We start from the raw sequence: 18,993 nt of genomic DNA, 5'->3' as shown, positions 1-18,993 counted from the left end.
GGGTGCAAAAACCAACGCCGCTCAAAGAAACGGCGACCACCCCCGCAGGGGGATGTCGTACGCTGTTGGGTCCAACAACCAACGCCGCCAAATCCAACCCCAACCCAGCAATCAAAAACCAACGGTTTTGCAGCACACACCGTCAAAGCCAGCCGGCCCCAAAAAACCAACGCCTTATGGCGCCCCCTGATAAACCCACTGCAACAACGCATCATGCGCATCCCGCGCCTGCGACGCATTCGCGTGATTGATATAACTCACCACCACATACCGATCCCCGTTAAGGGCATCCACATACCCCGCCAGCGCCCGCACATCATTCAACGTCCCCGTCTTCATATACGCATTGCCGGCCGCACCGGCCTTAGTCAACCGGTTCCGCAACGTGCCGTCCACCCCAAGTATGGGCAGCGAATCGATCAACACCGGCCCAACCTCGCTGGCAAGCGCCTGCTGCAACAACCGCGACATATCGTACGCGCTGATCCGTTCCTCGCGCGACAGCCCTGAACCGTTGTCCAGTACCAGGTCCGGCATGGTCAGCCCCTGGCGCGCCAGCCAGCGTTGCACTACTTTTTCCGAGCGCGCGGTGCTGGCAGGCCCGCTGCGATCCATCTCGGCGCCGATGGTCAGATAGAGCTGGCGGGCCATCACGTTGTTCGAGAACTTGTTGATGTCGCGCACGATATCGGAGAGCGGCTGGCCGTAGTGGCGTGCGAGCAGGAAGGCGCCGCGCGGGGGGCGGCCCATGCGCAGCGCCGGCTGGTGGGTGAAGCGGCCGCCGGCGAGTTGCCATTCGGCGACGAAGCCGCCCCAGGTGAATTCGTTGTGCGAGAGGGTGGCGATATTGAAGACGTGTTCGCCACAGTCGGCGGCGTAGCTGCCGTCGAAGGAGGCCAGCACGGTGCCGTCGGGCTGTTGCGTGACGGAGGGCCGGGCGCGTGCCGACCAGTCGCCGCATTTTCCGTTGGACAGCGCCAGGCGGTTGTCCAGCTTGAGCTGTGCCAGCGCGGGCGTGACCGATACCGCTACCGACTGGCTGGCCGGGTCGGGCGTGATGGTGAACGACAGCGTCTTGAAGGCATACAGCAGCGCGTCGGGGCTGACGTTGTAGGCGCGCTGGGTCTCGCCGTCGATGGTGGCGCCGTTGGCGATGGCGGAGTCGAAGTAGCTGCGGTCCAGCACCAGGTCGCCATTGATGGTGGTGGCGCCCGCGGCGCGGGCCTTGGCGACCAGCTTGGCCATTTCTTCCGGCACCAGCTTGGGATCGCCCTGGCCGCGCAGGTAGACGTTGCCGTTGATGGTGCCGTCGGCGCCTGGCTGGCCGTCGGCGTAGAGCGAGGTTTGCCACCGGTAGCCGGGACCGAGCAACTGCAGGCCGGCAAAAGTGGTGACCAGTTTCATGGTCGAGGCCGGGTTCATCGGCGTCTGCGCGTTCCAGCTTGCGCGGGCCGCCGGCGCGCCGACCTTGATCACATAAAAGCTGGCGGCCGAGGCTGGCACGTGCGCGCGCTTGAGCGCGCCCGTCACGCTGGCCGGCAGGCCCGATCGCGGCTCCGCATGTTCTGTCGGCGTGGTAGCGGCGTGGGAGGCTTTGGCCTTGTGGACGGTGGTCTTGGCGGTGGCGGCGGGCAGGCCGCCGATGCATAGCAGCCCGGCGGCGCAAAGCGGCAACAGGCGGTGAAGGAATGGGGAAGGGCGTTTCGGCATGGTGCCCATGTTAACGCATGGGCATGAGCGCGGATGACGCGAAGTTCAGATTTCCGTGAGGCTCGCGGGTAGCGCCGGCTGGGCCATGCCGGCGGGACGCGGCGGCGCCAGCTTGCCGAGCAGCGCGCGCAGCGTGTCCTGCTCCTGCGCCGATAACGCGGCCGCAACGTGCGCATCGTGCGCGCACACCGCGGTGGTGGCGGCTTCCAGCGTACGGCGGCCCGCTGGCGTCAGCACCAGGCTGTAGGCCCGGCGATCATGCGGCGCGGGACGGCGTGCAACCAGCTTCATGTCTTCCAGCGCATCGACCAGCAGCACCGCGCCGGAGCGCGCGATGCCCAGGATGCTGGCCAGTTCGGTCAGCTTGAGGTGCGGGTTGCGCGAGATGATCACCAGCGCGGAGAAACGCGGCGGCGTGATGTGCCACTGCGCCAGCGACTGGACGAAGTCCTCGTAGATGCGGATCTGCGCGCGGCGGATGGCGTAGCCGATCAGGCTGTCCAGCACGCCGTAGTCGATGTTGGGGATATGTGGGTCGAAGCCGCCGATGGTGTCGGCCGCCTGGCTGGCGCCAGCGGGATCGGGGGCGTCGCGGCTGTGGCGCGGGCGCGCCTTTGCTGTGGTCATGATGCCTTGGCGTCGGTCGAATGAAACAGGATCAGATGACGCGAAAATACCGCATTTCCACCCGGTCGGGATAGCGGGCGCCGGTGGCGACGAACAGGTGCTGCATGAGCCAGTCGTAACCGGGCGATGCCGTTTCGAAGCGCGGCGCCGTGCGGAAGTAGATCAGGCGCGGATCGATCACCTCGCCGGCGCCGAGCCGCGCGATCAGCGCGCCGGGGCCGCTGCGCAAGCCGGCGTTGACGATGTAGATGCGCGCGCCGTCGGTGGTCTCCAGCACGTAGCGCGCTTCGATATCGGCCACGGCGATGCCGTTGCCCGTGTCATGCCGTACCAGCTGGAAGTCAGCGCCGCCGGGCAGGATGCGCCCTTGCAGGCGCGGCCCGCTGACCGCGCCGTCCAGGATGGGGATCACCCGGCGGTTGCCCAGCGCGCTCGCGCCCACCTCGGTGGCCGGCGCCAGCCGGAAGCTGAAGTCGGCCACATGTTCCAGCGTGGGGGCGGGCAGCGCGTCACTAACCAGGGGCGCGGTCATTTCAGCAGCTTCCAGTTGCCGTTGTCGATGGTCAGCAGCACACGGCCGCGCGTGTCGAAGCCGAAATGATCCTGCGCCGTGTAGTTCAGCACCCCGTGCGAGACCACGATATTGCGCTCGCTCTCCAGCGCCGTCTTGAGTGCCTTGCGGAATTCCGGCGTGCCCGGCTTCGCCTGCTTGAGCGCCACCGGCACGATGCGTTGCAGCACCAGGCCGGCATCGTAGGGGTGCGCGCCGAACTGGGTGCGGCTCTCGGGACCGTACTGCTTTTCATAGCGGCCCACATAGTCCAGCCCGGGCTTTTTCACCGCGGCATTGTCCGCCAGTTGCTCGGCCACGATCACCGGACCGGCCGGGAGGATGGAGCCGTTCACGGCCTTCCCGCCGATGCGGATCAGGTCCTTGGTGGCGGCGCCGTGCGTGTGGTAGACCGGGCCGGCGTAGCCGCGCTCGCGCAAAGTGGTGTGCGGCAGGGCGGCGCCGGTGCCCGCGCCCGCGATCAGCACCGCGTCGGGACGGGCGGCGATCAGCTTGAGCGTTTGCGCGGTCACGCTGGCATCCGAGCGCGCATAGCGTTCGGTGGCGACGAGGCGGATGCCGCGCGCGGTGGCGGCGGCGGTGAACTCCTTGAGCCAGGTCTCGCCGTAGGCGTCGGCAAAGCCGATGAAGGCAATGGTCTTGACGCCCCTGGCGTGCGCCGCTTCCGCCACGGCTTCGGCCATCAGCCTGACCGGCTGCGCCAGGCGATAGGTCCATTCGCCGCGGCCGGGCTTGAGTTCGATGGGCGAGAAGGCTAGCTGCACGGTCTGGCTCTCGTCGGCGACTTCGGCGATCGCGATCGACGGCGCCACCGCCGACGAACCGAGGATGATGTCGACCTTGTCTTCGCTGACAAAGCGCCGCGCCACCTTGGTGGCCTGGGTGGGGTCGGAGCCGTCGTCCAGCACCACGTAGCGTATCTTCTCGCCGCCGATGGTCTCCGGCAGCAGGGGCATGCTGTTCTTCTGCGGGATGCCGAGCGAAGCCGAGGGGCCCGTCGACGAGATGCTGACGCCGACCGTCACTTCGGCCAGCGCGGGCGCGGCGGCAAGGGTGGCGGCCACGGCCAGCGCGAGGCGGGCAGCGGTAGCGGGGCGGATAGGGCTGGGGCGCGGCAAGATGTCTCCTTTTTCTCTTTGGAATGACGCCGGCTTCTCAGGGCCGGTCGTCGGGCTTGATGCGAGGGGCGAAGCAGTGGGCTAGCGCGCAGGTGCCTGCAGCGACTGCCGGTCGAAGCCGGCGAGCTGCTTGTAGCGCAGTGCGATGGCTTCGAGCTCAGCGCGCGGTATCACGGCGTCGATATCGCTGAAGCCTTGCGGCGCGCGCTGCTCGGCCAGCTGCATGACCTGCTCGGGCCCGTTCAGGCGGTTGCGCAGGACGATGGCGGCGGTGCGCGGCAGCCGCTCCGCCTCGTACTCGCGCAGCGCGTAGCCGGCGCCGGTCGCATCGCGCGGTGCGCCGTTGGCCAGCAGGCTGTCCATCAGGTAGCGCGCATCCAGGATGGCCTGGGCGCTGCCGTTGGAGCCGATCGGGTACATCGGGTGGGCGGCGTCGCCCAGCAGCGTCACCCGGTGGAAGGTCCAGCGCGGCAGCGGGTCCTTGTCGACCATGGGGAATTCGTAGATGGCTTCGGCGCCGTCGATCAGCGCGGGAATATCGATCCAGTCCCAGCGCCAGTTCGCAAAGGCCGCGCTGAACACGGACTTGTCGACCTGCTTGTTCCAGTCGCTGCGCGGTGGCGTGTCCGAGACGTGGTCGGGCACGCGCAGCTCCGCGATCCAGTTGACCAGAGACCGCCCCTGGCGGCGCAGCGGTTCGGAGATCGGGTAGGCCACGAACTTCTGGTCCTGGTGGCCCGCCATGAACATCGAGCTGCCATCCAGGTACGGCGGCGCTTCGGTGACGGCCCGCCACAGCGTGCGGCGCGAGAAGCGCGGCGCGTCGCCTTGCGGATAAAAGTGGCGGCGCACCGCGGAGTGGATGCCGTCGGCGCCCACCAGCACATCGGCCCGGGCGGTGACTTCCGCGTTGTCGCTGCGACGGCGCAGCGTGAACGCCACCGGCTCGCCGGCGCGCGCGCCGGTGTTCACCACCGATTCGAATGTATGCCCGGTGTGCACGCGATCGGCGCCCAGGCGTTCCACCGCGGTGCGGTAGAGCAGCATCTGGAATTCGCCGCGATGTACGGAAAACTGGGGCAGGTCGTAGCCCGCCGCGCGCCCGCGCGGTTCGTGCCAGATGCGCTGGCCCAGCTTGTTGTAGTAAGACAGTGACGAGGTCTGTACCGCCAGTTCGGCCAGCGCGTCGAGCAGCCCCAGTTCGGCCAGCTCGCGCACGGCGTGCGGCAGCAGGTTGATGCCCACGCCGAGCGGGCGCAGCGCTTCGCTGGCTTCCCAGACCTCTGCCTCGATGCCATGCCGGTGGCAAAGCAGTGCCAGCGTCAGGCCGCCGATGCCACCGCCGGCTATCGCGATCTTCATGATGTCGTCTCCACAGCTTGTTATGGATTGCCGCGCCGCGCGGGTCCCTCATGCAGGTTCTGCAGGGTCGGCGGCAAGTGGCAATATTGTTATGTAGTATAACTAAATGGATGAGCGCATCAAGCTATGAAGCGTGCGGAGAAACCCGTAATACCGGGCATGGCGGGGAAATTGCCGCACGGCGCGCGCAGACGGCCGGAGCGGCGCCAGGGGAAGCCTGTGTGGAATCTTGTGGGATTCCTCTGACAAGAGGTTAGGCCCCTGCCCGGTCGCGCGTGGCTTATCCGGCATCCATACTGAAAGCAACTGCCGCAATGCCAATCCTTCAAGGAGCCCCATCATGCGTACCGTGACCTTGTCTCTCCTGCTTGCCACCCTGCTCAGCGTAGCGGGCTGTGCCGACATGACTCCCAAGCAGCGCAATACGGCGATTGGCGCAGGCGTCGGCGGCGTCGCGGGTGCAGCCCTGATTGGCGGACCGGCTGCCACCATCGGTGGCGCGGCCCTGGGTGGCGTGGTCGGTAATGTGGCGACCCCCGACCGGAGGTAAGCACGAATAGCAGCCGGCCGGTGTACGATCCAGGCCGTTGCAACAAAAAAGCGGATGCCGGTGGCATCCGCTTTTTTGCATTCGGAGGGGCGCCGCTCAGGCGGACTCCCCGACTGCCTTCGTCTTCGTCCTGGTCCGGGCGCCGGCTCCAACGGGGAACACTGCGTCATAGGCCCAGTTGTAGATGAAGGCATAGACCACGTAGAACGCCGCCACCGCGATATCCATGATGAAGGCATCGAACAGGCTCATGTCCAGGTACCACGCCACCATGGGCAGGAACACCACCAGCAGGCCCAGTTCGAACAGGATGGCATGCAGCACGCGCACGGCCACCGGCTTGCGCAACTGTCCGGTGAACCGGAGCATGGCCTTGTCGAAGAGCAGGTTGTACAGATAATTCCAGCCGGCGGCGATCACCGATGCCACCACCGCGATGAGGCCCATCTGGTGCAGGGCGAAGCCAAATAGCCAGCTGCCCACCGGCGCGAAGATCAGCAGGCCAATCAGTTCAAAGCCGATGGTGTGGCGGATTCTGTCCTTGGTGCTGCGCATGATACTTCCTGTCTGGCGTCAATGGAGGTCATTCTATCTATAATCGTGGGATAGCCAAGTTGGTATCCATCGCTAAAAACGATGGATATGACGGCATCGCTCTATCAGGAATCCCATGAGCCTGTCCCTGGAACAATTGCAGGCCTTCGCGGCCGCCGCCGAATGCGGTTCTTTTTCTGCCGCCGCGCGCCGCCTGGGCAAAGCCCAGTCGGTGGTGAGCGCGGCCGTGGCCAACCTGGAAATCGATCTCGGCAATCAGTTGTTCGACCGTGCCGGTCGCTATCCGACCCTGACCGCCGCGGGCGAACGCCTGCTGGCCGAGGCGCGGGTGATCCTGGAGCGTTGCGAGCATTTCCGCGGTGTGGCCAAGAGCCTGGGCGAAGGCGTCGAGAGCCGCCTGGTGCTGGCGGTGGATGAGCTGTATCCGGAGGAAACCCTGGGCGTGCTGCTCGAAGAGTTCTCGGCGCGCTTCCCGGCGGTGGAACTGGAATTGCTGTTTCCCTTGATGGAGGATGTCAGCCGGCTGGTGCTGGCCGGTTCCGCCGACCTGGGCCTGATGTGGCGCCAGGAGGTGTTGCCGCCGGAGCTGGGCTTCCGTGCGCTTGGCTGGGTGCCGATGCAGATCATCTGTGCGCCCGACCATCCGCTCGCGGACCAGCGCGTGGGCTGGGAGGAACTGAAACGCTACCGGCAACTGATGGTGGCGACCCGCAGCGATAGCGAGGAAAAAATGCGGCTGCGCGTGGCCGCCGAAGTCTGGTGGGTGGAGAGCCAGTGGGTCATCGTCGAGCTGGTCAAGCGCCGGCTGGGCTGGGCCTTCGTGCCCTGGCACGTGGCGGCCAATTCGCCGGCCGCGGCGCAACTGGTGTCGCCGGTGCTGGAGTTCGACGACCAGGACTGGCCGGTGGCGATGGAGCTGGTGTGGCACAAGCAGCGGCCGCTCGGCAAGGCCGCTACGTGGCTCAAGGAGCGGGTGAGCAAGCAGCCGCTGCCGCGCCCGGAGAAGCGGCCGGCATAGGGCTGCTACCCCGGACGCTCGCGCACGTCGCCGCCTAGCGGACCAGGCCGAACTCCTTCGCTAGCGTGCCGTAGCGTCGCACGGTGTCCTTCACATAGGCGTCGAGCGACGCCGCGCCGCCCAGATCGGCGGGGAACAAGCCTTGCTCCGCGCGCAGCCGGACGAACGCCGGGCTTGCCTGCAGGCGCTCGAAGCGGCCCGCCCAGCGCTGGTAGTCGGCCTGCGCGACTTTCGGGCCCATGTAGAAGCCGCGCAGGATGGGCCAGGTGATGTCGTAGCCTTGCTCGCGTGCCGTCGGCACGCTGGCAAGCCTGCCCGGCAGGCGCCGCTCGGCCAGCACGGCGAGGATGCGGATCCCGCCGGCGCCGAGTTGCATCGCGGCTTCGGAGACGTCGCCCGACACCGCCTGCACATGTCCGCCCAGCAATGCCGTGAAGGCCTCGCCGCCACCTTCGAAGCCCACGAAGCGCATGCGCTTGTAGCCAACCCCGGCTTGCCTGGCGACCAGCGCGGCCTTCATCCAGTCCTGGTTGCCGATGGTGCCGCCGGCGCCAAACAGCACCTGGTCGGGATCCGACTTGAGCGCAGCCACCAGATCCTTCAAGGTCTTGTAAGGCGAATCGGCGCGCACCGCGATCATGCCGTAGTCGGTGCCGAGCGCGCCGACCCAGCGCACGTCGGCCACGCCATACTTGCCGAACTTGCCTTCGGCCAGCGCCAGCAGCGAGCCGCCGGAGAAGGCGACGATGGTATCGGGCTCGGCGGGGCGCTGCGCCACGATGCTGTTGTAGGCCACGGCGCCGATGCCACCCGGCACGTAGACCAGCCGCATCGGTTGCCCGGTCAGTCCGGCTTCCAGCAGGGCTCGCTGCGCCAGCTTGCAGGTCAGATCGAAGCCGCCGCCGGGCTTGGCGGGCACGATGCACTCCGGCGCGGGGGACGCATGCGCGCAAACCGCCGCCAGGGCGAGCGCGGCGCAGGCGAGACGCAGGGCGGCCGGGACGTTGCTCATGGATTCTCCTTGGATGGGGCCGGACGACGGGACAGAACGACAACGCGGCAGACAGCTTACCGGGAAATCCCGGGCAAATCCGTTGGCTGCCGGTGAGAAAATCAGGCATAACGGAGTGCGCGCAAGCGCAGGAGAAGAACCTTCCATGAGAGTACTGCTGGTCGAAGACCACGACGAACTGGCCACCTGGGTGATGCAGGCGCTGCGCGCCTTGCATTTCACCGTGGAGCGCGCCGCCGACGCGGTCAGCGCCGAATCCCTGCTGTTCAGCACGCACGCGGGCGGCACCGGTGCCGGCAGCGACTACGCGCTGGTGCTGCTGGACCTCACGCTGCCAGACCGCGACGGCCTCGACCTGCTCGCCCGCCTGCGCGGCCGCGGTTGCCGCGTGCCGGTGATGATCCTGACCGCGCGCGGCGAAGTGGGCGACCGGGTCAGGGGCCTGGACCTGGGCGCCGACGACTACATGGCCAAGCCCTTCGATCTCGCCGAGTTCGAGGCGCGCGTGAAGGCGCTGCTGCGCCGCGCGCGCCAGACCGAGGCGCCGCTGGTGGTTTGCGGCGGCCTGAGCTTCGATACGGTGTCGCGCCATTTCCAGGTGGGCGGCGTGCCGCTCGCGCTGACGCCGCGCGAGCATGCGGTGCTGGAGATCCTGATGACGCCGCCCGGCAAGACCGTCAGCAAGGACCGGATCTACGCCAGCATCTTCACGCTGGCCGACGAGACCCAGCCCGATGTGATCGAGGTCTATGTGCATCGCCTGCGCCGCAAGCTCGAAGGCTCCGGCGCGGCCATCGTGACCTTGCGCGGGCTGGGCTACGTGCTGGAGCCCAGCGTTGGCTGAGCCGCGCAGGCGTCCCGCCAGCCTGCGTGCGCGCCTGCTGTGGTGGCTGATACCGCCCATGCTGGTGCTGCAGGCGGTGTACGGCGTGGTGGCGTATTCGAATGCGCTGGCGTCAGCCGACCTGGCCTACGACCGCACGCTGCTGGCCTCCGCGCGCAATATCTCCGAGCGCATCACGCTCACACCCGAAGGCGTGCGCGTGGACGTGCCCTATATCTCGCTCGATACCTTCGAGGTGGGCATGAACGCCACCATGTTCTATCGCGTGAGCGGGGTGGATGGCGAGTTCGTCTCCGGCTACGACGACCTGCCGCCGTTCGATGCCAGCCAGCCCCGCACCAAGCTCTATCCCGCGCTGGTGAGTTTCTACGACCGCACTTACCGCGGCCAGCCGATCCGCATCGCCGCGCTGCGCCAGCCGGTGATGGACGCGAGCGGCACGCATGGCGGCATGGCGCTGATCGAAGTTGGCGAGACCCTCGACTCGCGCCAGGCGCTGACGCGCAACATCCTGTTCGATGTGCTGTGGGGCCAGTTGATGCTGGTGCTGGCGGTGGTGCTCGTGATCTGGCTGTTCACGCGGCGCGCGCTGGCGCCGCTCGATGCGCTGCGCGCCGAGGTGGCGCAGCGCCAGCCCGGCGCCACCACGCCGCTGCCTCTCGATAGCGCGCCGCGCGAAACGGCGCCGCTGGTGGAGGCGATGAACGGCTATATGGCGCGGCTGGAACAGGTGCTGGCCGCGCAGCGCCGCTTTATTGCCGACGCGGCGCATCAGTTGCGCACGCCGCTCGCGGTGCTGCATACGCAGGCGCAACTGGCGGCGCGTGAGCACGATCCCGCCGAGCAGCGCCGCATCGCGCAGGGTCTGGCCGACAGCACCGCGCGCATGGCCGCGCTGGCCGACCGCCTGCTGTCGATGGCGCGCGCCGCGCACGGCGGCGCGGAGACACCGCGTGTGCTGGACCTGGCGGCGCTGGTGAGGGAGGTCTGCCTCGAACTCACGCCCGCGGCCCGCGCGCGGCGCATTGACCTGGGTTTCGAGGGCGAGGGCGCGCTGCCGGTGCTTGGCACCGACCTGCTGCACGAACTGGTCACCAACCTGGTCGACAACGCGCTGCGCTACACGCCATCGGACGGCGTCGTCACGGCGCGCGTCCATCGCGCTGGCGAAGCGGTGGTGCTGGAGGTGGAAGACAATGGCCCCGGCATTCCGCTGCAGGAACGCGCGGCGGTACTGGAGCCGTTCTATCGCGGCAACGCCGCCGGCTTGAGAGTCGCGGGGGAGGCGAACCCGGGCGGCTCCGGGCTCGGTCTCACCATCGTGCGCGACATTGCCGCCGCGCACGGCGCTACGCTGGCGCTGCAGGAGGGCGAGGGCGGCAATGGCCTGCTGGTGCGGGTGCGTTTTCCGCCGGCATAGGGCGGCGGAGCGCCACCGGACGCCACCGGATGCCAGCGATGGCTACCGCCGCGCGGACACGCTGGCGGCGGAGCGCACCGGTGCGGTTGCCGGTACCGGCGCGGCGCCTTGCGTTCCGGCGGGCGGTGGCATTCCGCCAGGGGCCGGTGCGGCTGGCGCGGTACCTGGCGCAGCCGGCGCCGCGTTCGACGCATTGTCCGTCTCGATATGCCATCCGCCGCCCAGTGCCTTGATCAGCACCGCGCTGGTCGTGTACTGGCGGCCTACGATGGTCAGCGCGGTGCGCTCCGCCGTGTAGGCGGTGGTCTGCGCCGTCAGCACGTCCAGCAGGCTGGCGGTGCCGGCGCGGTAGCGGTTGTTGACCAGGGCCAGCGCGTCGCGCGCCGAACGCAGCGCGTCGTTCTGCACCACGGATTCCTGCTCCAGCAGGCGCGCGGCCGCGAGGCCGTCCTCGACCTCCTGGAAGGCGGAGAGCACCGTCTGGCGGTAGTCGGCCACGCTCTGGTCGTAGGCGGCAACCGCCTGCGCCTTGGCGGCGCTGCGCAGGCCGCCGTCGAACAGTGTGCCGGCCAGTGCGGGGCCGATCGACCACACGCGGTCCGGCAACGCCAGCCAGCGCGCCAGCGTGCTGGCGGAAAGACCGCCGGTGGCGGATAGCGTCAGCGTCGGGTAATAAGCCGCCTGGGCCACCCCGATCTGCGCATTGGCCGCGGCCATGCGGCGCTCGGCCGCGCCGATATCGGGCCGGCGTTCCAGCAGCACCGACGGCACCGCGATGGGCACGCGCGGCACGGCGGCGGCGTAGTCCTGCGGCGTGATGGCGAGGTCCGCCGGCGGCTTGCCTGTCAGGACGGCGATGGCGTGCTCCAGCTGCGCGCGCGTGATCTGGATATCGATCTGCTGAGCCTGCGCGCTCTTGAGCTGGGTCTCGGATTGCAGCACGTCGGAGCGCTGGGCGGTGCCGGCTGCGTACTGGTTGCGTACCAGTTGCAGCGATTTCTCGTAGTCGGTCACCGTGCGGTCCAGCAAGGCCTTCTGCTGGTCGGTGATGCGCAGCAGGAAATAGCTCTGCGCCAGCGTGGACTGGGTCGACAGCAATGTCGAAGCCAGGTCGGACTGGCTGGCCTGCGCGCTGGCTTCGCTGCTTTCCACCTGCCTGCGCACGCGGCCCCACACATCGATTTCCCAGCTGGCCGACAGCGTGGCCCTCTGCCCGTTGGCGACCTGGCCGTTGCTGCCGCGCGTGCGGTCGAGCCCGGCCGATGCGTTCACGGTCGGGAAGTAGCCCGCGCGCGCCGATTGCAGCGCCGCCAGCGCTTGCCGGTACTGCGCCTCGGATGCCTTGATGTTCTGGTTGGAGACCTGCACCTGCGCCATCAGCTTGTCGAGCTCCGGATCGGCGAACACCGCCCACCAGTTGCTGCGCTCGCTGGTGTCCTGCGGTTCGGCCGGCTTCCACTCGCCCCACTGCGAGGCGTCGGCCGGTGCCTCCTTGAAGGCCGGCGTGGACGGCGCATCGGGCCGCTGGTAGTCGGGCCCCACGGCGCAGCCGGCCAGCAGCAGGGCGCATGCCACCGTCATCGCGGTCGCCGGGAAGGAAAGGGTAGGGAGGCGGAGAAAAGCGTTCATGGATCGCATTCAGGGTTCGAGGCTGGCCGTGGCTGGAGGCATGGCCGAACGGCGCTGGCGCCAGGCTTTCACCTTCAGGCGCCAGCGGTCCAGCGTCAGGTAGACCACGGGCGTCGTGTACAGCGTGAGCAACTGGCTGACCACCAGCCCGCCGACGATGGAGATGCCCAGCGGCGCGCGCAGTTCGGCGCCGTCGCCGCGGCCGATCGCCAGCGGTATGGCGCCCAGCAAGGCCGCCATCGTGGTCATCAGGATGGGGCGGAAGCGCAGCAGGCAGGCGCGGTAGATGGCATCGCGCGGCGACAGGCCCTCGCGCCGCTCGGCATCGATGGCGAAGTCGATCATCATGATGGCGTTCTTCTTGACGATGCCGATCAGCAGGATCACGCCGATCAGCGCGATGATGCTGAAGTCCGTGCCCGAGGCCAGCAGCGCCAGCAGCGCGCCGACGCCCGCCGATGGCAGGGTGGACAGGATGGTGAGCGGATGCACATAGCTCTCGTACAGCATGCCGAGCACGATGTAGATGGTGATCAGCGCGGCCAGGATCAGCAGCGGCTGGCTCTTGAGCGAGTCCTGGAAGGCCTTGGCGCTGCCCTGGAAGTTGGCCTGCAGCGTCTCCGGCACGCCGATGCGCGCCATCTCCCTCTTGACCATGTCGGTCGCCTGCGACAGCGAGACGCCCTCGGCAAGGTTGAAGGAAATGGTGGAGGCGGCGAACTGGCCCTGGTGGTTGACGCCCAGCGGCGTGCTGGTGGGCGCGAACCGCGCGAAGGCTGACAGCGGCACCCGCTTGCCGCCGCCGGTGACCACGTAGATATCGTTGAGCGCATGCGGGCCCTGCAGGTACTCGGGGCTGAGTTCCATTACCACCCGGTACTGGTTGAGCGGGTGGTAGATGGTGGACACCAGCCGCTGGCCGAAAGCGTCGTTGAGCACGGCGTCGATCTGCTGGGCGGTGACGCCGAGCTTCGACGCGGTGTCGCGGTCGATGATGACCGAGGTCTGCAGGCCCTTGTCGTTGGTGTCGGTATCGACATCCTCCAGCCCCTTGAGGTTGGAGATGGCCGCGCGCACCTTGGGCTCCCACTCGCGCAGCACGTCGAGATCGTCCGACTGCAGCGTGAACTGGTAAGCCGAACTGCTTTGCCGGCCGCCGATGCGGATGTCCTGCACCGAGGTCAGGAACAGGCTGGCGCCGGGCTCCTTGGCCAGCTTGACGCGCAGCCGGGCGACGATGGCGTCGGCCGAATCGCGCTCTGAAATCGGCTTGAGCGTAACGAACATCTGGCCGGTATTGCGCTGCGAACCGCCGGTGAAGCCCGTCACGTTGACCACCGCCGGGTCGGACTGCACGATCTTGATGAAGTTATCGAGCTTGGGCCGCATGGCCTGGAACGAAGTGGCCTGGTCGGCGCGGATAAAGCCGATCAGGCGCCCGGTGTCCTGCTGCGGGAAGAATCCCTTGGGCACGATCGTGTAGAGCCAGACATTGAGGCCGATGGTGGCCAGCAACACCAGCCACACCAGCACGCTGTGGCGCAGCGACACGGCCAGGGTGCGCGCGTACAGGTCGTGCATCCAGGTGAACACGCGTTCGCTGGCGCGGTAGAAGCGGCCCTGCTGTTCCGGCTTCACCGGCTTGAGCAGGCGCGCGCACATCATCGGCGTGGCGGTCAGCGATACCACCAGCGATACCAGGATCGCCACCGACAAGGTGATGGCGAACTCCTGGAACAGGCGTCCGACGATGCCGCCCATCATCAGCAGCGGGATAAACACCGCGATCAGCGACAGGCTCATCGACAGCACGGTGAAGCCCACCTCGCGCGACCCCCTGAGCGCGGCTTCGAGCGGCTTCATGCCCTCCTCGATATGCCGCGAGATATTCTCCAGCACCACGATGGCGTCATCGACCACGAAGCCGGTGGCGATGGTCAGCGCCATCAGCGACAGGTTGTTGAGCGAGAAGCCGGCCAGGTACATCACCGAGAAGGTGCCGATCAGCGACACCGGCACCGCCACGCTGGGAATCAGCGTGGCGCGCGCATTGCGCAGGAACAGGAACACCACCATGATCACCAGCGCCACCGAGATCATCAGCGTGTGCTCCACCTCGCGCAGCGAACCGCGGATGGTGGGGGTGCGGTCCATCATCACTTCCATCTTGATGGCGGACGGGATCATCTGCTGCAGAGACGGCAGCACCTCGTTGACCCGGTCCACGGTCTCGATGATGTTGGCGCCGGGCGAGCGGTTGAGCACCAGCAGCACCGAGGGCTGGCCGTTGGCGGAGCCTGCGTTGCGCACGTCCTGCACCGAGTCGGTCACCCTGGCCACGTCCGACAGCCGCACCGGCACGGCGAAGGCGTTCGGGCCGCCGCTGCTGGCGTTGCCGCCGGTGGCGCCGGTGCTGATGGTGGTGGTGCCGCTGCTGGTGGTCAGCGTGGTGGTGGTGACGCCGTTGACGGTCTTGGTGCTGACCCCGCCGCCCGCGGTGGCGTTGGCGGTGCTGGCGATCAGCGCGCCTGCCGAGGCCGAGGAAAACGTGCCCGGCGTGGCGTAGCGCACGATCAGCGGCATATAGTCTGCCGCCTTCATGGCCTGGTCGTTGGCGTAGACCTGCCAGTTGGTGGTGGCGTTTTCCAGCGAGCCGAGCGGACGGTTGGCGTTGGTGGCGCTGATGGTGTTGCGCACGTCCTCCAGCGAGATGCCGTACTTGTTGAGCGCGGTGGGGTTGAGCTCCACCCGTACCGCCGGCAGCGAAGAGCCGCCGATGGTGACTTGCCCGACGCCCTCGATCTGCGACATCTTCTGCGCCAGGATGGTCGAGGCCGCATCGTAGAGCTGGCCGCGCGTCATGGTGGGCGAGGTCAGCGCGATGATCATGATCGGCGCGTCGGCCGGGTTGACCTTGCGGTAGGTCGGGTTGCTCGGCAGGCTGGTGGGCAACGTGGCGCGCGAGGCATTGATGGCAGCCTGCACGTCGCGCGCGGCGCCGTCGATGTTGCGCGACAGCTCGAACTGCAGCGTGACGCGGGTCGAGCCCAGCGAACTGCTGGAGGTGATCTCGGTAACGCCGGCGATGGCGCCCAGCGCGCGCTCCAGCGGCGTGGCCACGGTGGCGGCCATGGTCTCGGGACTGGCGCCGGGCAGCGAGGCGGACACCGAGATGGTGGGGAAGTCCACCTGCGGCAGCGGCGACACCGGCAGCAGCCGCAGCGCCGCCAGCCCCGCCAGCAGGATGCCGATGGTCAGCAGCGCGGTGGCGACCGGCCGATGGATAAAGGTAGCCGACAGGTTCATCACGGCCTCGGCTCGGGGGCGGGGCCGCCGGTCTGGTCGCCATCGCCGGTGTCGCCATAACGGCGCCGGCGCCAGTCCTTGAGGCGCATGGCCAGGCTGTCGAATGCCAGGTAGATCACCGGCGTGGTGAACAGCGTCAGCACCTGGCTGACCAGCAGGCCGCCCACCATGGTGATGCCCAGCGGCCGGCGCAGCTCGGACCCGATGCCGGTGCCGAGCATCAGCGGCAGCGCGGCCAGCAATGCCGCCATGGTGGTCATCAGGATCGGGCGGAAACGCAGCAGGCAGGCCTGGAAGATCGCCTCGCGCGGCTTCATGCCACCCTCGCGCTCCGCTTCCAGCGCGAAGTCGATCATCATGATGGCGTTCTTCTTGACGATACCGATCAGCAGGATGATGCCGATGATCGCGATGATGCCCAGGTCCTGGCCCGAGACCAGCAGCGCCAGCAGCGCACCCACGCCGGCTGACGGCAGGGTGGAGAGGATGGTCACCGGATGGATGGTGCTCTCGTAGAGCACGCCCAGCACGATGTACATCGTGATCACCGCCGCCAGGATCAGCCACAGCGTGTTGGACAGCGAGGCGCGGAATGCCAGCGCCGCGCCCTGGAATTCGGTCTGCATGGAGATCGGCAGGCCGATTTCCTGCTCCACCCTGGTGATCTTGTCCACCGCCGCGCCGAGCGATTCGCCGGGGGACAGGTTGAACGAGATGGTGGCGGAGGGGAACTGGCCCTGATGGTTGATCACCAGCGGGCCGGTGCGCTCGCTGATGCGCGCGAATGCGCCAAGCGGCACTTGCCCGCCCGAGGACGAGGGCAGGCGCAGCTCTGCCAGCGACCGCGGATCGGTGCGGAACTCGGGCATGGCTTCCAGCACCACGCGGTACTGGCTCGACTGGGTGAAGATGGTCGACACCAGCCGCTGGCCGAATGCGCTGTACAGCGCGCTGTCGATCACCGCCGTGGTGATGCCGAAGCGCGCCGCGGCGTCGCGGTCGATATCCACATAGGCGCGCAGGCCGTTGTTCTGCTGGTCGCTGGCCACGTCGCGCAGCTCGGGCTCCTGTTTCAGGCGCTCCACCAGCCTGGGCACCCAGGTGGCCAGCGTGACGGGGTCCGGGTCCTGCACGGTGAACTGGTACTGGGTGCGGGACACGCGGTCCTCGATGGTCAGGTCCTGCACCGGCTGGGTGTAGAGCGAGACGCCACCGAGCTTGTCGACCGCGGCCTGCAGCCGGCGCGTCACGTCCTCGATGGAATCGCTGCGCTGGTCCTTGGGCTTCAGGTTGATCAGCAGGCGCCCGGCGTTGAGCGTGGTGTTGGTGCCGTCCACGCCGATGAAGGAGGACAGGCTTTCCACCGCGGGATCTTCCAGCACCACCTTGGCCACCGCCTGCTGCTTCAGCGCCATGGCGGGGAAGGAAGTCGTCTGGGAAGCCTCGGTAATGCCCTGGATCACGCCGGTGTCCTGCACCGGGAAAAAGCCCTTGGGCACCAGCATGTACAGCAGCACGGTCAGCACCAGCGTGCCGACGGCGACCAGCAGCGTGAGCTTCTGGCGGTCCAGCACCCATTCCAGCGCACGGCCGTAGCGGTCGATCACATTGTCGAAGAAGCGGCCGGTGGTACGGTGGAAGCGCGAGAGTTTCTCTTCCGGCACGTGGTGCAGCAGGCGCGCGCACATCATCGGCGTGAGCGTCAGCGAGACCACCGCCGAGATCAGGATCGATACCGCCAGCGTGATGGCGAATTCGCGGAACAGCCGCCCCACCACGTCGCCCATGAACAGCAGCGGGATCAGCACGGCCACCAGCGAGAAGGTCAGCGAGATGATGGTGAAGCCGATCTGCCTGGAACCCTTGAGCGCCGCCTCCATGGGCGAATCGCCCTTCTCGATGTAGCGCATGATGTTCTCGATCATCACGATCGCATCGTCCACCACGAAGCCGGTGGCGATGGTCAGCGCCATCAGCGTCAGGTTGTTGATCGAGAAGCCCGCCAGGTACATCACCCCGAAGGTGCCCACCAGCGACAGCGGCACCGCCACGCCGGGAATGATGGTAGCCGGCACGTTGCGCAGGAAGACGAAGATCACCATCACCACCAGCGCGACCGCCAGCAGCAGTTCGAACTCCACGTCGCGCACCGAGGCGCGGATGGTGGTGGTGCGGTCGGTCAGCAACTGCACCTTGACCGAGGCCGGCAGCGAGCTCTGCAATTGCGGCAGCAGGCCCTTGATGCGGTCAACCACCTCGATCACATTGGCGCCGGGCTGGCGCTGGATGCTCAGCACGATGGCCGGCTTGTCGTTGGCCCAGGCGGCCAGCCGGCTGTTCTCGGGGCCGTCGATGATATTGGCCACGTCGGTGATGCGGATCGGCGCGCCGTTCTGGTAGCCCACGATGATCTGGCGGTACTCGTCGGCGGACTTGAGCTGGTCGTTGGCATCGATGGTGGAGGCGCGCGCCGGGCCGTCGAAACTGCCCTTGGCGCCGTTGACGTTGGCGCTGCCGATGGCCGTGCGCAGGTCGTCGATCGACATGCCGAGCGCGGCCAGCGCGGTCGGGTTGGCCTGGATACGCACCGCCGGGCGCTGCCCGCCGCTGATGCTGACCAGCCCCACTCCCTGCAACTGCGAAATCTTCTGCGCCACGCGCGTATCCACCATGTCCTGCAGCTTGGGCAGCGGCATGGTGTCGGACGTCATGGCCAGCGTCATGATCGGCGCATCGGCCGGGTTGACCTTGCTGTAGACCGGCGGCATCGGCAGGTCCGCCGGCAGCAGGTTGCCGCCGGCGTTGATGGCGGCCTGCACCTCCTGCTCGGCCACGTCCAGCGACAGCGTCAGCTCGAACTGCAGCGTGATCACCGAGGCGCCGCCCGAGGACGACGACGACATCTGCTTGAGGCCCGGCATCTGGCCGAACTGGCGCTCCAGCGGGGCCGTGATCGACGACGTCATCACGTCCGGGCTGGCGCCCGGGTAGAGCGTGGTGACCTGGATGGTCGGGTAATCGACCTCCGGCAGCGCCGATAGCGGCAGCAGCCTGAAGGCCACCAGCCCGGACAGCAGGATGGCGACCATCAGCAACGCGGTGGCGACCGGCCGCTCGATGAAGAGGCGTGAGGGGTTCATGCTGAGTCCTTACTGCGGCCGCTGGGGCGCCGCGCCAGCCGGGGCGCCATCGCCGCCGGGAGCCGGGGCGCTTGCGCCATCGCGGTGGCGCCGTCCTTCGGCATGGGCGCCGGAGGCACCCGCCGCGCCGG

General features: G+C 67.9%; 14 protein-coding genes. 4 read left to right on the top strand and 10 right to left on the bottom strand.

Annotated elements, in window-relative coordinates:
* Positions 1–174 precede the first annotated feature (174 nt).
* The 5 genes from dacB to CF70_RS22385 form a co-directional block, all read right to left on the bottom strand.
* Positions 175–1,719, bottom strand: a complete 1,545-nt coding sequence (gene dacB, locus CF70_RS22405) for a D-alanyl-D-alanine carboxypeptidase/D-alanyl-D-alanine endopeptidase (protein WP_035869874.1) — start codon at positions 1,717–1,719, stop codon at positions 175–177.
* A gap of 36 nt (positions 1,720–1,755) precedes the next feature.
* Positions 1,756–2,337 (bottom strand): MarR family winged helix-turn-helix transcriptional regulator, encoded by a 582-nt coding sequence (locus CF70_RS22400; protein ID WP_035869872.1) that lies wholly within the window; start codon positions 2,335–2,337, stop codon positions 1,756–1,758.
* 31 nt (positions 2,338–2,368) lie between these two features.
* Positions 2,369–2,869 (bottom strand): DUF3237 domain-containing protein, encoded by a 501-nt coding sequence (locus CF70_RS22395; protein ID WP_035869870.1) that lies wholly within the window; start codon positions 2,867–2,869, stop codon positions 2,369–2,371.
* Positions 2,866–4,026: an ABC transporter substrate-binding protein gene (locus tag CF70_RS22390; RefSeq protein WP_051648788.1), complete on the bottom strand. Its 1,161-nt coding sequence runs from the start codon at positions 4,024–4,026 to the stop codon at positions 2,866–2,868. Before CF70_RS22390 ends, CF70_RS22395 begins: the two co-directional genes overlap by 4 nt.
* Positions 4,027–4,107: 81 nt before the next feature.
* Positions 4,108–5,388, bottom strand: a complete 1,281-nt coding sequence (locus CF70_RS22385; protein WP_035869868.1) for a flavin-dependent oxidoreductase — start codon at positions 5,386–5,388, stop codon at positions 4,108–4,110.
* A 340-nt stretch (positions 5,389–5,728) separates the two neighbouring features.
* On the opposite strand from CF70_RS22385, the gene CF70_RS22380 reads away from it, so the two are divergent.
* Positions 5,729–5,938 carry a hypothetical protein gene (locus CF70_RS22380; RefSeq protein WP_035869864.1) on the top strand — a complete coding sequence of 70 codons (210 nt, stop codon included), beginning with the start codon at positions 5,729–5,731 and terminating at the stop codon, positions 5,936–5,938.
* A 96-nt stretch (positions 5,939–6,034) separates the two neighbouring features.
* Here the strand turns inward: CF70_RS22380 and CF70_RS22375 are convergent, their stop codons facing one another.
* Positions 6,035–6,493 carry a PACE efflux transporter gene (locus CF70_RS22375; RefSeq protein WP_035869861.1) on the bottom strand — a complete coding sequence of 153 codons (459 nt, stop codon included), beginning with the start codon at positions 6,491–6,493 and terminating at the stop codon, positions 6,035–6,037.
* A 115-nt stretch (positions 6,494–6,608) separates the two neighbouring features.
* Between CF70_RS22375 and CF70_RS22370 the strand changes: the two genes are divergently transcribed.
* On the top strand, positions 6,609–7,511 hold the full coding sequence (locus CF70_RS22370; protein ID WP_035869858.1) for a LysR family transcriptional regulator: 903 nt from the start codon (positions 6,609–6,611) through the stop codon (positions 7,509–7,511).
* Between the two features lie 34 nt (positions 7,512–7,545).
* Here CF70_RS22370 and CF70_RS22365 read toward each other — a convergent pair whose 3' ends face one another.
* Positions 7,546–8,523, bottom strand: coding sequence for a Bug family tripartite tricarboxylate transporter substrate binding protein (locus tag CF70_RS22365; RefSeq protein ID WP_051648786.1), 978 nt, complete (start codon positions 8,521–8,523; stop codon positions 7,546–7,548).
* A gap of 145 nt (positions 8,524–8,668) precedes the next feature.
* Here CF70_RS22365 and CF70_RS22360 point away from each other — a divergent pair, with 145 nt between their 5' ends.
* Both CF70_RS22360 and CF70_RS22355 read left to right on the top strand, forming a co-directional pair.
* On the top strand, positions 8,669–9,367 hold the full coding sequence (locus tag CF70_RS22360; protein ID WP_035869854.1) for a response regulator: 699 nt from the start codon (positions 8,669–8,671) through the stop codon (positions 9,365–9,367).
* Entirely contained in the window at positions 9,360–10,787 is a 1,428-nt protein-coding gene (locus CF70_RS22355) for a sensor histidine kinase (RefSeq protein ID WP_035869851.1), read from the top strand. The genes CF70_RS22360 and CF70_RS22355 overlap by 8 nt, the downstream gene beginning before the upstream one ends.
* A gap of 42 nt (positions 10,788–10,829) precedes the next feature.
* Here the strand turns inward: CF70_RS22355 and CF70_RS22350 are convergent, their stop codons facing one another.
* The 3 genes from CF70_RS22350 to CF70_RS22340 are packed head-to-tail and all read right to left on the bottom strand — an operon-like array spanning position 10,830 to position 18,862.
* The gene (locus CF70_RS22350) at positions 10,830–12,425 is read right to left on the bottom strand and encodes an efflux transporter outer membrane subunit (protein ID WP_051648784.1); all 1,596 of its coding nucleotides are present in this window, start codon (positions 12,423–12,425) and stop codon (positions 10,830–10,832) included.
* Positions 12,426–15,722: an efflux RND transporter permease subunit gene (locus CF70_RS22345; protein ID WP_035869849.1), complete on the bottom strand. Its 3,297-nt coding sequence runs from the start codon at positions 15,720–15,722 to the stop codon at positions 12,426–12,428. It lies immediately after the preceding gene.
* The gene (locus CF70_RS22340; protein WP_035869847.1) at positions 15,722–18,862 is read right to left on the bottom strand and encodes an MdtB/MuxB family multidrug efflux RND transporter permease subunit; all 3,141 of its coding nucleotides are present in this window, start codon (positions 18,860–18,862) and stop codon (positions 15,722–15,724) included. The genes CF70_RS22345 and CF70_RS22340 overlap by 1 nt, the downstream gene beginning before the upstream one ends.
* Between the last annotated feature and the right edge of the window lie 131 nt (positions 18,863–18,993).

The organism is Cupriavidus sp. SK-3, from assembly GCF_000611145.1.
Taxonomy (GTDB): domain Bacteria; phylum Pseudomonadota; class Gammaproteobacteria; order Burkholderiales; family Burkholderiaceae; genus Cupriavidus.
Note: the sequence above shows the minus strand (reverse complement) of the source record. Positions and strands in the feature narration are given on the sequence as shown.

Bases quoted from the DNA above. Each gene is read 5' to 3' on its own strand.
- CF70_RS22395 (WP_035869870.1), bottom strand. From the start codon at position 2,869: ATGACCGCGCCCCTGGTTAGTGACGCGCTGCCCGCCCCCACGCTGGAA.
- CF70_RS22360 (WP_035869854.1), top strand. From the start codon at position 8,669: ATGAGAGTACTGCTGGTCGAAGACCACGACGAACTGGCCACCTGGGTG.
- CF70_RS22365 (WP_051648786.1), bottom strand. From the start codon at position 8,523: ATGAGCAACGTCCCGGCCGCCCTGCGTCTCGCCTGCGCCGCGCTCGCC.
- CF70_RS22370 (WP_035869858.1), top strand. From the start codon at position 6,609: ATGAGCCTGTCCCTGGAACAATTGCAGGCCTTCGCGGCCGCCGCCGAA.
- CF70_RS22345 (WP_035869849.1), bottom strand. From the start codon at position 15,722: ATGAACCTGTCGGCTACCTTTATCCATCGGCCGGTCGCCACCGCGCTG.
- CF70_RS22350 (WP_051648784.1), bottom strand. From the start codon at position 12,425: ATGCGATCCATGAACGCTTTTCTCCGCCTCCCTACCCTTTCCTTCCCG.
- dacB (WP_035869874.1), bottom strand. From the start codon at position 1,719: ATGGGCACCATGCCGAAACGCCCTTCCCCATTCCTTCACCGCCTGTTG.
- CF70_RS22400 (WP_035869872.1), bottom strand. From the start codon at position 2,337: ATGACCACAGCAAAGGCGCGCCCGCGCCACAGCCGCGACGCCCCCGAT.
- CF70_RS22375 (WP_035869861.1), bottom strand. From the start codon at position 6,493: ATGCGCAGCACCAAGGACAGAATCCGCCACACCATCGGCTTTGAACTG.
- CF70_RS22340 (WP_035869847.1), bottom strand. From the start codon at position 18,862: ATGAACCCCTCACGCCTCTTCATCGAGCGGCCGGTCGCCACCGCGTTG.
- CF70_RS22385 (WP_035869868.1), bottom strand. From the start codon at position 5,388: ATGAAGATCGCGATAGCCGGCGGTGGCATCGGCGGCCTGACGCTGGCA.
- CF70_RS22380 (WP_035869864.1), top strand. From the start codon at position 5,729: ATGCGTACCGTGACCTTGTCTCTCCTGCTTGCCACCCTGCTCAGCGTA.